Raw genomic sequence first — 12,668 nt, forward strand, 5'->3', positions numbered from 1 at the left:
TGAAAGCCATAGTGTGAACCAGGATGGTCGCGAGGTCACGGCAAACTGCGCAATAAATGACAAAAAACGCTGCAAACGGTAGTGATATTCATTGAAAACCGCCCGGATGCGGGCGGTTCTCCTTATCACTTCGACTCAGGTCAGGGGAACGCCCAGCGCATCGGCTATACCTTGTGCATACGCAGGGTCTGCCTTGAAGAAATGCTGTAACTGACGCTGTACAACATCCTCAGTAACACCCGACATGGCGCTGGCAATATTACTGATCAGCAGACGCTGTTGATCGGTGGTCATGAGGCGGAACAACGCACCGGCGTGACTGTAGTAATCATTATCCTCCCGATGATCATGACGATCAGCGGAGCCATTCAAGGCCAACGCTGGCTCCGCGTGACGGGGCGATTGCTTGGGCGCGTCACCGTAGCTGTTGGGCTCGTAGTTGGGCGCCGCACCACCGTTGCTGCCGAATGCCATTGCCCCATCGCGCTGATAGGTATTGAACGGGCTTTTGGGCGCATTGACCGGCAATTGCTGATGATTGGTACCCACCCTGTATCGATGAGCGTCAGCGTAGGCGAAGACGCGCCCTTGCAGCATGCGATCAGGTGAAAGGCCGACACCTGGAACCATATTACTCGGCCCGAAAGTCGCCTGTTCAACCTCAGCGAAGTAATTCCGGGGGTTGCGATTCAGCTCAAGCTCACCAATCTCGATAAGCGGATAGTTCTTTTGCGACCACGTTTTGGTAACGTCGAAAGGATTCTCCTTGCGAGAGGCAGCCTCGGCTTCGCTCATGAGCTGGATGCAGACCGTCCACTTCGGAAAGTCGCCACGTTCGATGGCGTCGAACAGATCGCGCTGGGCATAATCGGGAGCGGTGCCCGCCAAGCGTGCCGCGTCGGCAGGCGCCAGGTTCTTGATTCCCTGCTGGGTCTTGAAATGCCATTTGACCCAGGTGCGCTGGCCCTCGGCGTTGATCAGGCTATAGGTGTGGCTGCCAAAACCGTGCATGTGCCGGTAGCCGTCCGGGATTCCACGATCCGAGAACAGGACGGTGACCTGATGTAATGCCTCTGGGGAGTGCGACCAGAAATCCCACATCATCTGGGCACTTTTCAGATTGGTCTGCGGATGGCGTTTCTGAGTGTGGATAAAATCGGGGAATTTCAGTGGATCACGGATGAAAAAAACAGGGGTGTTGTTACCGACGATATCCCAGTTGCCTTCTTCGGTGTAGAACTTGACTGCGAAACCACGTGGGTCACGCTCGGTATCCGCCGAACCCCGCTCACCACCCACTGTCGAGAACCGCAAGAAAGTATCGGTCTGCTTGCCTACTCGTTCGAACAACCTGGCGCTAGTGTATGACGTGATGTCTCGAGTAACCGTGAAGGTGCCATACGCACCTGAGCCCTTGGCATGAACACGGCGCTCAGGAATGTTCTCGCGATTGAAGTGAGCGAGCTTTTCCAACAAATGGAAGTCGTCCAGTAACAGAGGTCCGCGTGAACCAGCCGATCGTGAGTTCTGATTATCGGCGACGGGGGCACCGCTGGCAGTGGTGAGGATTTTGCTCATGCTGTCTCCTGTTGGTCTCAAGCTGCCGATTGATCGGCTTGAACACAATTATCAAGAGAGGCAGTAAAGAGGACAAATTCATTGAATGAGTTCTTTCGATAGAATCTATCAATTAAAGCGGACACAAAAAACCGGGCTCGAAGGCCCGGTTTCTTGTTTAGCAGACTGGACGTCTTACTCAGCGGCTTCTACAGCGCCACCGATTGGACGGTCAATCAGCTCGACGTACGCCATAGGCGCGTTGTCGCCAGCGCGGAAACCGCACTTCAGGATACGCAGGTAGCCGCCCTGACGGGTGGCGTAGCGCTTGCCCAGGTCGTTGAACAGCTTGCCAACGATAGCTTTCGAACGAGTACGGTCGAAGGCCAGACGACGATTGGCAACGCTGTCTTCCTTGGCCAGGGTGATCAGCGGCTCGGCAACGCGGCGCAGTTCCTTGGCTTTCGGCAGGGTAGTCTTGATCAGCTCGTGCTCGAACAGCGACACCGCCATGTTCTGGAACATGGCCTTGCGGTGAGAGCTGGTACGGCTCAGGTGACGTCCACTTTTACGATGACGCATGATTCATTCCTTACCAAACACTACGTTCGGTGGTTACGACGATCAGGCAGTCGCCTTGTCGTCTTTCTTAAGACTTGCAGGCGGCCAGTTGTCGAGGCGCATGCCGAGGGACAGACCACGGGAAGCCAGAACGTCCTTGATTTCGGTCAGGGACTTCTTGCCAAGGTTCGGAGTTTTCAACAGCTCTACTTCGGTACGCTGAATCAGGTCGCCGATGTAGTAGATGTTCTCCGCCTTGAGGCAGTTGGCCGAACGTACGGTCAGTTCCAGATCGTCAACCGGGCGAAGCAGGATCGGATCGATCTCGTCTTCCTGCTCGACTACCACTGGCTCGCTGTCACCTTTGAGGTCCACGAATGCAGCCAACTGCTGTTGCAGGATGGTTGCAGCGCGACGGATAGCCTCTTCAGGATCCAGGGTGCCGTTGGTTTCCAGATCAATAACCAGCTTGTCCAGGTTGGTACGCTGTTCGACACGGGCGTTTTCCACCACGTAGGCGATACGACGCACCGGGCTGAACGAGGCGTCCAACTGCAGACGGCCAATGCTACGGCTTTCGTCTTCGTCGGTCTGACGCGAATCGGCCGGCTCATAACCACGACCACGAGCTACGGTGAGCTTCATGTTCAGAGCGCCGTTCGACGCCAGGTTAGCGATTACGTGATCGGGGTTGACGATCTCGACATCATGATCCAGCTGAATATCGGCAGCGGTAACCACCCCCGAACCCTTTTTCGACAAGGTCAGCGTAACTTCGTCACGACCGTGCAGTTTGATAGCCAGGCCTTTAAGGTTCAACAGGATTTCAATGACATCTTCCTGTACACCTTCGATCGCGGAGTACTCATGGAGTACACCGTCAATCTCGGCCTCGACTACTGCACAGCCAGGCATAGAGGACAACAGGATGCGGCGCAGCGCGTTGCCCAGGGTATGGCCGAAGCCACGCTCGAGAGGCTCGAGCGTGATCTTGGCGCGGGTTGGACTGACAACCTGCACATCAATATGGCGGGGTGTCAGGAACTCATTTACCGAAATCTGCATGGATGCACCTATTTTCTAGCCCTTACTTGGAGTAGAGCTCGACAATCAGGTTTTCGTTGATGTCGGCGGACAAATCGCCACGAGCAGGAACGTTCTTGAAAACGCCCGACTTCTTGGCTGCATCCACGTCTACCCACTCAACGCGGCCACGCTGAGAGCACAGTTCAAGGGCTTGAACAATGCGCAGCTGGTTCGCGGATTTCTCGCGAACTGCGACCACGTCACCCGGACGAACTTGGTAGGATGGAATGTTTACAGTCTTGCCGTTTACGCTGATCGCCTTGTGCGAAACCAGCTGACGGGATTCGGAACGAGTCGAACCGAAGCCCATGCGATAAACGACGTTATCCAGACGGCACTCGAGCAGTTGCAGCAGGTTCTCGCCGGTAGCACCCTTTTTCGAGGCTGCCAGCTTGTAGTAACCGCTGAATTGACGCTCCAGAACACCGTAGATACGACGAACTTTTTGCTTCTCGCGCAGCTGGGTACCGTAGTCGGACTGACGGCCACGGCGCTGGCCGTGGATACCTGGGGCTGCTTCGATGTTGCACTTCGATTCCAGAGCGCGAACGCCGCTCTTCAGGAACAGGTCAGTGCCTTCACGACGAGACAGTTTGCATTTTGGACCAATGTAACGTGCCATTTATCTGTCTCCTGATTACACGCGGCGCTTCTTCGGCGGACGGCACCCGTTATGCGGGATTGGCGTCACGTCGGTGATGCTGGCGATCTTGTAGCCACAGCCGTTCAAAGCGCGAACAGCCGACTCACGACCTGGACCTGGACCCTTGACGTTGACGTCGAGGTTCTTCAGACCGTATTCCAGCGCAGCTTGACCAGCACGCTCGGCAGCGATCTGAGCTGCGAACGGGGTGGATTTGCGCGAACCACGGAAACCCGAACCACCGGAGGTCGCCCAGGACAGAGCATTGCCTTGACGGTCGGTGATGGTCACGATGGTGTTGTTGAAAGACGCGTGGATGTGGGCGATGCCATCAACCACTGTCTTTTTGACTTTCTTACGAGGACGAGCAGCAGGTTTTGCCATGTCTAAATTCCTGTCGATTCGCTGGCGCGATTACTTGCGGATCGGCTTACGCGGGCCCTTACGGGTACGCGCGTTGGTCTTGGTACGCTGACCGCGAACCGGCAGACCTTTACGATGACGCAGGCCACGGTAGCAGCCCAGGTCCATCAAGCGTTTGATCTTCATGTTGATGTCACGACGCAGGTCACCTTCAGTGGTGAACTTCGCGACTTCGCCACGCAGCTGTTCAATTTGCTCGTCGCTCAGATCCTTGATCTTTACGGCTGGGTTGACCCCAGTCTCCGCACAGATCTTCTGTGCGATTGTGCGACCGACACCATAGATGTAGGTCAGCGAGATAACAGTGTGCTTGTTATCTGGAATGTTTACGCCTGCAATACGGGCCATTCAGTGGGACTCCAATTGACAGCTACCTACGCCCCGGAAGCCAAGAAATAGGGCGCGAGATAATATCGCTGTAGAAACAAATAATCAACCCAGCAGCGCACTAGCTGCTGGGTTTGAAGCGCAAATCACACTCAGCCTTGGCGCTGCTTGTGACGCGGTTCCGCGCTGCAAATTACTCGCACAACACCTTCGCGGCGAATAATCTTGCAGTTACGGCACAGCTTTTTCACCGATGCACGAACTTTCATCACCAACTCCTCGAACCTTAGGGGACTGTCAACGCAGCAGACTGCTGCCGCCGTAGCCTTTCAGGTTGGCTTTCTTCATCAGGGATTCGTACTGGTGCGAAACGAGGTGCGATTGTACTTGGGACATGAAGTCCATCACAACCACTACCACAATCAGCAACGAGGTCCCGCCAAGGTAGAACGGTACGTTTGCCGCTACCACCAGGAACTGGGGGAGGAGACAGACGGCCGTCATGTAAAGAGCACCGAACATGGTCAGACGAGTCAGAACGCCATCAATGTAGCGCGCAGACTGCTCACCAGGACGGATACCCGGAATAAAGGCACCGGACTTCTTCAGGTTTTCCGCTACGTCTTTCGGATTGAACATCAACGCCGTATAGAAGAAGCAGAAGAAAATGATCCCTGCACTAAACAGCAGAATGTTCAACGGCTGACCAGGAGCGATCGACTGCGAGATGTCCTGCAACCAGCCCATACCTTCGGACTGACCGAACCAGGCACCCAGCGAAGCCGGGAACAGCAGAATGCTGCTCGCGAAAATGGCCGGGATGACCCCCGCCATGTTCACTTTAAGCGGCAAGTGGCTCGTCTGCGCGGCGAAGACCTTGCGGCCCTGCTGACGCTTCGCGTAGTGAACGGCGATACGACGCTGACCACGCTCGATGAAGACCACGAAACCGATAATCGCTACTGCCAGCAAACCGATAGCGACCAAGGCGAAGATGTTGATATCGCCTGTGCGCGCAGACTCGAAAGACTGCCCGATTGCTCTCGGAAGACCGGCAACGATACCCGCGAAGATCAACATCGAGATACCGTTGCCCACACCGCGCTCGGTGATCTGCTCGCCCAGCCACATCATGAACATCGCGCCCGCCACGAACGTGGAGACAGCGACGAAATGGAAGCTGAAGTCTGCAGAAAACGCCACGCCCTGATTGGCCAGGCCGATGGACATGCCAACAGCCTGGACCAGTGCCAGGATAACGGTGCCGTAGCGGGTGTACTGGCTGATCTTGCGACGGCCAGCTTCACCTTCCTTCTTCAACTGTTCCAGCTGTGGGCTGACCGTGGTCATGAGCTGCATGATGATCGACGCCGAAATGTACGGCATGATCCCCAATGCAAAAATGCTCATGCGCTCGAGCGCACCACCGGAAAACATGTTGAACAAGCTAAGAATGGTCCCCTCATTCTGTCGGAACAGTTCCGCTAGCCGGTCTGGGTTGATGCCTGGAACCGGGATGTGTGCGCCTATCCGATAGACGATGATCGCCAGGAACAGGAAACGCAGACGAGCCCAGAGTTCAGACATCCCGCCCTTACCGAGCGAAGAGAGAGCACCTTGCTTAGCCATTTATTCCTCGAATTTGCCGCCAGCTGCTTCGATAGCCGCACGCGCACCCTTGGTGGCTGCGATACCCTTGATGGTGACAGCGCGAGTAACTTCGCCCGACAGCATGATTTTCACACGCTGAACGTTCTGGTTAATCACGTTGGCATCCTTCAGGGATTGCACGGTGATCAGATCGCCTTCCACCTTGGCCAGTTCGGACAGACGCACTTCTGCGCGGTCCATGGCTTTCAGGGAAACGAAGCCGAATTTCGGCAGGCGACGGTGCAGCGGCTGTTGACCGCCTTCGAAGCCCGGAGCAATGGTGCCACCGGAACGGGAGGTCTGACCTTTGTGGCCGCGGCCACCAGTCTTACCCAAACCGCTACCGATACCACGACCCGGACGATGCTTTTCGCGACGGGAACCCGGCGCTGGACTCAGATCATTGAGTTTCATCGATTAACCCTCGACGCGCAGCAGGTAGTAAGCCTTGTTGATCATCCCGCGATTCTCGGGAGTATCCTGGACTTCTACGGTGTGACCGATGCGACGCAGACCCAAGCCTTTAACACACAGCTTGTGGTTCGGCAGGCGGCCGGCGGTGCTTTTGATCAGCGTTACTTTTACGGTTGCCATGATCAGATGATCTCCTCAACACTCTTGCCGCGCTTGGCTGCAATGGAATCAGGAGATTGCATGGCTTTCAGACCCTTGAAAGTGGCATGAACCACGTTCACTGGGTTGGTCGAGCCGTAGCACTTGGCCAGAACGTTCTGGACACCAGCAACTTCCAGGACAGCACGCATCGCGCCGCCGGCGATGATACCGGTACCTTCCGAGGCAGGCTGCATGTAAACCTTCGAGGCGCCGTGGGCAGCCTTGGTGGCGTACTGCAGGGTGGTGCCCTTCAGGTCGACTTGAATCATGTTGCGACGGGCAGCTTCCATGGCTTTCTGGATCGCAGCTGGTACTTCGCGCGATTTGCCACGGCCGAAGCCTACGCGCCCCTTGCCATCACCAACAACCGTCAGAGCGGTGAAGGTGAAGATACGGCCGCCTTTTACAGTCTTTGCAACGCGGTTAACTTGAACCAGCTTCTCAATGTAGCCTTCGTCGCGCTTTTGGTCGTTATTTGCCATAACTTAGAACTCCAGCCCGCCTTCACGAGCAGCATCAGCCAGCGCCTTGACGCGGCCGTGGTACTTGAAGCCAGAACGGTCGAAAGCAACTTGAGAAACGCCAGCGGCTTTCGCGCGCTCGGCTACCAGCTTGCCAACCTTAGTGGCCGCGTCGATGTTGCCGGTGGCACCATCACGCAGTTCTTTGTCCAAGGTCGAGGCGCTTGCCAGAACCTTGCTGCCGTCGGCCGAAATGACCTGGGCATAGATGTGCTGCGAGGAGCGGAACACGCAGAGACGCACAACTTCGAGTTCGTGCATTTTCAGACGTGCTTTGCGAGCGCGACGCAGGCGAGTAACTTTTTTGTCGGTCATTTGCTAGGCCCTACTTCTTCTTGGCTTCTTTACGACGGACTACTTCGTCCGCGTAACGTACACCCTTGCCCTTGTAAGGCTCTGGCGGACGGAAACCGCGGATTTCAGCCGCCACCTGACCAACCAGCTGCTTGTCGATACCCCTGATCAGGATATCGGTCTGGCTTGGGGTCTCAGCGGTAATGCCAGCTGGCAATTCGTAATCCACTGGGTGCGAGAAGCCGAGCGCCAGATTCAGCACTGCGCCTTTGGCTTGCGCCTTGTAACCAACACCGACCAGCTGGAGCTTGCGCTCGAAGCCTTGGCTCACGCCTTGGACCATGTTGTTTACCAGTGCACGGGTAGTACCGGCCATGGCACGAGCTTGCTGGTCACCATTGCGAGCAGCAAAGCGCAGCTCACCAGACTCTTCGGTAACTTCAACAGAATTGTGAACATTCAGTTCGAGAGTGCCCTTGGCACCCTTCACCGAAAGCTGTTGGCCGGCGAATTTTACTTCGACACCGGACGGCAGCTTTACGGGGTTCTTAGCGACGCGAGACATGCCTAACCCCCCTTAGAACACTGTGCACAGAACTTCGCCACCGACACCGGCAGCGCGCGCAGCGCGATCAGTCATCACACCTTTACTGGTGGTGACAATAGACACGCCCAGACCGCCACGTACTTTCGGCAGGTCGGAGACGGACTTGTACTGGCGCAGGCCTGGACGGCTGGTGCGCTTCAGTTCCTCGATGACCGGACGGCCTTCGAAGTACTTCAGTTCGATCGACAGGGATGGCTTGACTTCACTGCTGACCTGATAGCCTGCGATGTAGCCTTCGTCTTTGAGAACTTTTGCTACCGCTACCTTCAGAGTCGAGGAAGGCATGCTTACGACGGACTTTTCAGCCATCTGGGCATTACGGATGCGAGTTAGCATGTCCGCTAACGGGTCCTGCATACTCATGGGCTAGATGCTCCTGATACAAGAAATATTAGCCTTGCGGCTAGAACTACCACCTCAACGGACAGGTCGAAAAACCCGGGCTCAGGTGAGCCGGTCATTCTAGACACATAGCAGAAACGAAACAAGCCCCATATAGGGGCTTGTTTCGGTGCAAGGCCACCGGCGGTCGGAAGATCGCTCCTCCTTGCGCCGGGGTCACGCCAACTGGAATTACCAGCTAGCCTTGACCAGACCTGGTACGTCACCGCGCATGGCGGCTTGGCGCAGCATGTTACGGCCGAGGCCGAACTTGCGGTATACGCCATGTGGACGACCGGTCAGGCGGCAGCGGTTACGCAGGCGCGCGGCGCTTGCGTCACGTGGCTGCTTCTGCAGAGCGACAACGGCGGCAAAACGCTCTTCAGGAGAGGCGTTCAGGTCGACGATGGTCGCTTTCAGCGCGGCACGCTTTTTGGCGTACTTGGCGACCGTGAGCTGACGCTTCAGCTCGCGGTTTTTCATGCTCTTCTTGGCCATTTTCCTACTCCAATCAGTTGCGGAACGGGAATTTGAAAGCACGCAGCAAGGCGCGACCTTCATCATCCGAACGAGCAGTGGTGGTCAGGGTAATGTCCAGACCGCGGAGAGCATCGATCTTGTCGTAGTCGATTTCCGGGAAGATGATCTGCTCTTTCACGCCCATGCTGTAGTTGCCACGACCATCGAAGGACTTGGCATTCAGGCCGCGGAAGTCGCGAACCCGAGGCAGGGAGATCGCCAGCAGGCGGTCCAGGAATTCATACATACGATCGCGACGCAGGGTCACCTTGACACCGATCGGCCATCCCTCACGGACCTTGAAGCCCGCGATGGATTTACGAGCGAAAGTCACGACCGGCTTTTGACCGGTGATCTTTTCCAGGTCGGCAACAGCGTGCTCGATGACTTTTTTGTCGCCGACCGCTTCGCCCAGACCCATGTTCAGGGTGATTTTGGTAACGCGCGGAACTTCCATTACGTTCGCGAGCTTAAGTTCATCCTTAAGCTTGGGAGCGATTTCGTTCCGGTAAATCTCTTTCAGTCGTGCCATGGTCTTCTACCTAGCAGTGTTCAAGCATCAACCGCTTTTTGGGTCGACTTGAAGACACGAATTTTCTTGCCGTCTTCAACTTTGAAGCCAACGCGGTCAGCCTTGTTGGTTTCGCCGTTGAAAATGGCGACGTTGGAAGCGTGCAGAGGCGCTTCTTTCTCGACGATACCGCCCTGTACGCCCGACATCGGGTTAGGCTTGGTATGACGCTTCACCAGGTTCACACCGCCGATGACCAGACGGTCGTCAGCGAGTACCTTCAGCACCTTACCGCGCTTACCTTTGTCTTTGCCGGCGATCACGATGATCTCGTCGTCACGACGAATCTTTTGCATGTCGGATCTCCTTACAGCACTTCAGGGGCGAGCGAGACGATCTTCATGAACTTCTCAGTACGAAGTTCACGAGTCACTGGCCCGAAGATACGAGTGCCGATCGGCTCTTGCTTGTTGTTCAGCAGAACAGCAGCGTTGCCGTCGAAACGAATGATGGAGCCGTCTGCGCGACGAACACCGTGCCTGGTGCGGACAACGACAGCAGTCATCACCTGGCCTTTCTTGACCTTGCCGCGCGGAATCGCTTCCTTCACGGTCACCTTGATGATGTCACCGATGCCGGCGTAACGGCGGTGGGAACCGCCGAGCACCTTGATGCACATGACGCGACGAGCGCCGCTGTTATCGGCCACATCGAGCATGGATTGAGTCTGAATCATAAAATTTCTCCGACCCTTCGCCCTTAGACTTCAACAGCGCGTTCGATGACTTCAACCAGGGCCCAGGACTTGGTCTTGGCCAGCGGACGGGTTTCAGTAATAGAAACCTTGTCGCCGATCTTGCACTGGTTGGTCTCGTCATGCGCGTGCAGCTTAGTCGAACGCTTAACGTATTTGCCGTAGATCGGGTGCTTTACGCGACGCTCGATCAGTACGGTGATGGTCTTGTCCATTTTGTCGCTGACGACACGGCCAGTCAGCGTACGGACGGTTTTTTCAGCTTCAGCCATGATCACTTACCTGCCTGCTGGTTGAGCACAGTTTTCACGCGAGCGATGTCACGCTTAACTTGCGAGAGCAGGTGCGACTGCCCCAACTGGCCAGTTGCTTTCTGCATACGCAGATTGAACTGGTCGCGCAGCAAGCCGAGCAGTTGCTCATTCAGCTGCTGTGCCGATTTTTCACGAAGTTCATTCGCTTTCATCACATCACCGTCCGCTTAACAAACGAGGTGGCGAGAGGCAGCTTTGCAGCAGCCAGGGCGAAAGCTTCGCGCGCCAGCTCTTCAGAAACACCTTCGATCTCGTACAGGACTTTACCTGGCTGAATCTGGGCTACCCAGTACTCAACGGAACCCTTACCTTTACCCATACGCACCTCGAGAGGCTTCTTGGTAACCGGCTTGTCCGGGAATACACGGATCCAGATCTTGCCGCCACGCTTGACATGACGAGTCAGAGCACGACGTGCCGACTCGATCTGGCGGGCAGTGAGACGACCACGAGCAACAGCCTTCAGGGCGAATTCGCCGAAGCTGACTTTGCTACCGCGCAGTGCCAGACCACGGTTGTGACCGGTCATCTGCTTGCGGAATTTTGTACGCTTTGGTTGCAACATTTGGCGTACCCCTTACTTAGCAGCTTTTTTACGAGGCGCTGGTGCTTGAGGCTTCAGCTCTTCTTGGCGACCACCAATAACTTCGCCTTTGAAGATCCAAACCTTGACACCGATCACACCGTAAGTGGTGTGAGCTTCGTAGGTGGCATAGTCGATGTCGGCACGCAGGGTGTGCAGTGGCACACGACCTTCGCGATACCATTCAGTACGTGCGATCTCGGCACCGCCGAGACGACCGCTCACCTGGATCTTGATGCCCTTGGCACCAATACGCATGGCGTTCTGCACGGCGCGCTTCATGGCGCGACGGAACATTACGCGGCGCTCCAGCTGCTGAGCTACGCTTTGCGCAACCAGCATACCGTCGAGTTCCGGCTTGCGGATCTCTTCGATGTTGATGTGCACAGGCACACCCATTTGCTTGGTCAGGTCCTGACGCAGCTTCTCAACATCTTCACCTTTCTTCCCGATAACGATACCTGGACGAGCGGTGTGGATGGTGATGCGTGCAGTTTGAGCCGGACGATGGATATCGATACGGCTTACGGACGCGCTTTTTAGTTTGTCTTGGAGGTACTCACGTGTTTTCAGATCCTTCAACAGGTAATCTGCGTAAGTAGCACCGTCTGCGTACCAGACGGAGGTGTGCTCCTTGACGATTCCCAGGCGTATGCCAGTGGGATGTACTTTCTGACCCATCTGATCGACTCCGTTACTTGTCCGCAACCTTGACAGTGATATGGCAAGACCGCTTGACGATGCGATCAGCGCGGCCTTTGGCACGCGGCATGATGCGCTTCAGCGAACGCCCTTCGTTGACGAAGACGGTGGAGACCTTCAGGTCATCAACGTCAGCGCCTTCGTTATGTTCGGCGTTGGCAACGGCCGACTCGAGGACTTTCTTCATGATTTCAGCGGCTTTCTTGCTGCTGAAGGCCAACAGGTTGAGCGCTTCGCCCACCTTCTTCCCGCGGATCTGGTCGGCGACCAAGCGGGCTTTCTGGGCGGAGATGCGAGCGCCCGACAACTTAGCGGCTACTTCCATTTCCTAACCCCTTAACGCTTGGCTTTCTTGTCAGCCACGTGCCCGCGGTAAGTGCGGGTACCGGCGAACTCGCCCAGTTTGTGGCCGACCATGTCTTCGTTCACGAGAACTGGGACATGTTGACGACCGTTGTGTACCGCGATGGTCAGACCGACCATTTGTGGCAGGATCATGGAACGGCGCGACCAGGTCTTAACTGGTTTGCGATCGTTCTTCTCCGCCGCCACTTCGATCTTCTTCAGTAGGTGAAGATCAATAAAAGGACCTTTTTTCAGAGAACGTGGCACTGTCGTAT

Annotated in this window: 24 protein-coding genes; all 24 read right to left on the reverse strand. The window is 56.0% G+C overall.

The window, feature by feature from the left end; translation table 11 throughout:
- Nucleotides 1–135 precede the first annotated feature (135 nt).
- The 24 genes from G7009_RS15365 to rpsS all read right to left on the reverse strand — a co-directional run bounded on the left by G7009_RS15365 (nucleotide 136) and on the right by rpsS (nucleotide 12,660).
- The gene (locus G7009_RS15365; RefSeq protein ID WP_181130927.1) at nucleotides 136–1,578 is read right to left on the reverse strand and encodes a catalase; all 1,443 of its coding nucleotides are present in this window, start codon (nucleotides 1,576–1,578) and stop codon (nucleotides 136–138) included.
- A gap of 174 nt (nucleotides 1,579–1,752) precedes the next feature.
- Entirely contained in the window at nucleotides 1,753–2,139 is a 387-nt protein-coding gene (gene rplQ, locus G7009_RS15370; protein WP_181130928.1) for a 50S ribosomal protein L17, read from the reverse strand.
- Nucleotides 2,140–2,181: 42 nt separating this feature from the next.
- Nucleotides 2,182–3,183 (reverse strand): DNA-directed RNA polymerase subunit alpha, encoded by a 1,002-nt coding sequence (locus G7009_RS15375; protein ID WP_003255452.1) that lies wholly within the window; start codon nucleotides 3,181–3,183, stop codon nucleotides 2,182–2,184.
- Between the two features lie 22 nt (nucleotides 3,184–3,205).
- Nucleotides 3,206–3,826 carry a 30S ribosomal protein S4 gene (gene rpsD / locus G7009_RS15380; protein ID WP_181130929.1) on the reverse strand — a complete coding sequence of 207 codons (621 nt, stop codon included), beginning with the start codon at nucleotides 3,824–3,826 and terminating at the stop codon, nucleotides 3,206–3,208.
- Nucleotides 3,827–3,841: 15 nt separating this feature from the next.
- The gene (rpsK, locus tag G7009_RS15385) at nucleotides 3,842–4,231 is read right to left on the reverse strand and encodes a 30S ribosomal protein S11 (RefSeq protein ID WP_060392320.1); all 390 of its coding nucleotides are present in this window, start codon (nucleotides 4,229–4,231) and stop codon (nucleotides 3,842–3,844) included.
- A 30-nt stretch (nucleotides 4,232–4,261) separates the two neighbouring features.
- Nucleotides 4,262–4,618, reverse strand: a complete 357-nt coding sequence (gene rpsM / locus G7009_RS15390; protein WP_181130930.1) for a 30S ribosomal protein S13 — start codon at nucleotides 4,616–4,618, stop codon at nucleotides 4,262–4,264.
- Between the two features lie 131 nt (nucleotides 4,619–4,749).
- Nucleotides 4,750–4,866: a 50S ribosomal protein L36 gene (gene rpmJ, locus G7009_RS15395; RefSeq protein WP_002555468.1), complete on the reverse strand. Its 117-nt coding sequence runs from the start codon at nucleotides 4,864–4,866 to the stop codon at nucleotides 4,750–4,752.
- 28 nt (nucleotides 4,867–4,894) lie between these two features.
- Nucleotides 4,895–6,226 (reverse strand): preprotein translocase subunit SecY, encoded by a 1,332-nt coding sequence (gene secY, locus G7009_RS15400; RefSeq protein WP_181130931.1) that lies wholly within the window; start codon nucleotides 6,224–6,226, stop codon nucleotides 4,895–4,897.
- Nucleotides 6,227–6,661 carry a 50S ribosomal protein L15 gene (gene rplO, locus G7009_RS15405; protein WP_181130932.1) on the reverse strand — a complete coding sequence of 145 codons (435 nt, stop codon included), beginning with the start codon at nucleotides 6,659–6,661 and terminating at the stop codon, nucleotides 6,227–6,229.
- 3 nt (nucleotides 6,662–6,664) lie between these two features.
- Nucleotides 6,665–6,841, reverse strand: coding sequence for a 50S ribosomal protein L30 (gene rpmD / locus G7009_RS15410; RefSeq protein ID WP_097086946.1), 177 nt, complete (start codon nucleotides 6,839–6,841; stop codon nucleotides 6,665–6,667).
- Nucleotides 6,842–6,843: 2 nt separating this feature from the next.
- Nucleotides 6,844–7,344: a 30S ribosomal protein S5 gene (rpsE, locus tag G7009_RS15415; RefSeq protein WP_181130933.1), complete on the reverse strand. Its 501-nt coding sequence runs from the start codon at nucleotides 7,342–7,344 to the stop codon at nucleotides 6,844–6,846.
- Between the two features lie 3 nt (nucleotides 7,345–7,347).
- Nucleotides 7,348–7,698: a 50S ribosomal protein L18 gene (gene rplR, locus G7009_RS15420; RefSeq protein WP_009397496.1), complete on the reverse strand. Its 351-nt coding sequence runs from the start codon at nucleotides 7,696–7,698 to the stop codon at nucleotides 7,348–7,350.
- Nucleotides 7,699–7,708: 10 nt separating this feature from the next.
- On the reverse strand, nucleotides 7,709–8,242 hold the full coding sequence (gene rplF / locus G7009_RS15425; RefSeq protein WP_181130934.1) for a 50S ribosomal protein L6: 534 nt from the start codon (nucleotides 8,240–8,242) through the stop codon (nucleotides 7,709–7,711).
- A gap of 12 nt (nucleotides 8,243–8,254) precedes the next feature.
- Nucleotides 8,255–8,647 (reverse strand): 30S ribosomal protein S8, encoded by a 393-nt coding sequence (gene rpsH / locus G7009_RS15430; protein WP_181130935.1) that lies wholly within the window; start codon nucleotides 8,645–8,647, stop codon nucleotides 8,255–8,257.
- 210 nt (nucleotides 8,648–8,857) lie between these two features.
- Nucleotides 8,858–9,163 (reverse strand): 30S ribosomal protein S14, encoded by a 306-nt coding sequence (gene rpsN, locus G7009_RS15435; protein ID WP_181130936.1) that lies wholly within the window; start codon nucleotides 9,161–9,163, stop codon nucleotides 8,858–8,860.
- 13 nt (nucleotides 9,164–9,176) lie between these two features.
- On the reverse strand, nucleotides 9,177–9,716 hold the full coding sequence (gene rplE, locus G7009_RS15440) for a 50S ribosomal protein L5 (protein ID WP_181130937.1): 540 nt from the start codon (nucleotides 9,714–9,716) through the stop codon (nucleotides 9,177–9,179).
- 20 nt (nucleotides 9,717–9,736) lie between these two features.
- Nucleotides 9,737–10,051, reverse strand: a complete 315-nt coding sequence (gene rplX / locus G7009_RS15445) for a 50S ribosomal protein L24 (protein ID WP_158460540.1) — start codon at nucleotides 10,049–10,051, stop codon at nucleotides 9,737–9,739.
- An 11-nt stretch (nucleotides 10,052–10,062) separates the two neighbouring features.
- Nucleotides 10,063–10,431: a 50S ribosomal protein L14 gene (gene rplN / locus G7009_RS15450; protein ID WP_002555479.1), complete on the reverse strand. Its 369-nt coding sequence runs from the start codon at nucleotides 10,429–10,431 to the stop codon at nucleotides 10,063–10,065.
- Between the two features lie 23 nt (nucleotides 10,432–10,454).
- Nucleotides 10,455–10,721 (reverse strand): 30S ribosomal protein S17, encoded by a 267-nt coding sequence (gene rpsQ / locus G7009_RS15455; RefSeq protein ID WP_181130938.1) that lies wholly within the window; start codon nucleotides 10,719–10,721, stop codon nucleotides 10,455–10,457.
- A 2-nt stretch (nucleotides 10,722–10,723) separates the two neighbouring features.
- Nucleotides 10,724–10,915, reverse strand: coding sequence for a 50S ribosomal protein L29 (gene rpmC / locus G7009_RS15460; protein WP_002555481.1), 192 nt, complete (start codon nucleotides 10,913–10,915; stop codon nucleotides 10,724–10,726).
- Nucleotides 10,915–11,328, reverse strand: coding sequence for a 50S ribosomal protein L16 (gene rplP / locus G7009_RS15465; RefSeq protein WP_009397508.1), 414 nt, complete (start codon nucleotides 11,326–11,328; stop codon nucleotides 10,915–10,917). Before rplP ends, rpmC begins: the two co-directional genes overlap by 1 nt.
- Nucleotides 11,329–11,340: 12 nt before the next feature.
- Nucleotides 11,341–12,027 carry a 30S ribosomal protein S3 gene (gene rpsC, locus G7009_RS15470; RefSeq protein ID WP_009397510.1) on the reverse strand — a complete coding sequence of 229 codons (687 nt, stop codon included), beginning with the start codon at nucleotides 12,025–12,027 and terminating at the stop codon, nucleotides 11,341–11,343.
- Nucleotides 12,028–12,040: 13 nt separating this feature from the next.
- Nucleotides 12,041–12,373: a 50S ribosomal protein L22 gene (gene rplV / locus G7009_RS15475; protein WP_003103908.1), complete on the reverse strand. Its 333-nt coding sequence runs from the start codon at nucleotides 12,371–12,373 to the stop codon at nucleotides 12,041–12,043.
- 11 nt (nucleotides 12,374–12,384) lie between these two features.
- A complete protein-coding gene (gene rpsS / locus G7009_RS15480; protein WP_002555486.1) occupies nucleotides 12,385–12,660 on the reverse strand; it encodes a 30S ribosomal protein S19 in 276 nt (91 codons plus the stop codon).
- Between the last annotated feature and the right edge of the window lie 8 nt (nucleotides 12,661–12,668).

Source organism: Pseudomonas capeferrum, assembly GCF_013523055.1.
GTDB lineage: Bacteria > Pseudomonadota > Gammaproteobacteria > Pseudomonadales > Pseudomonadaceae > Aquipseudomonas > Aquipseudomonas capeferrum_A.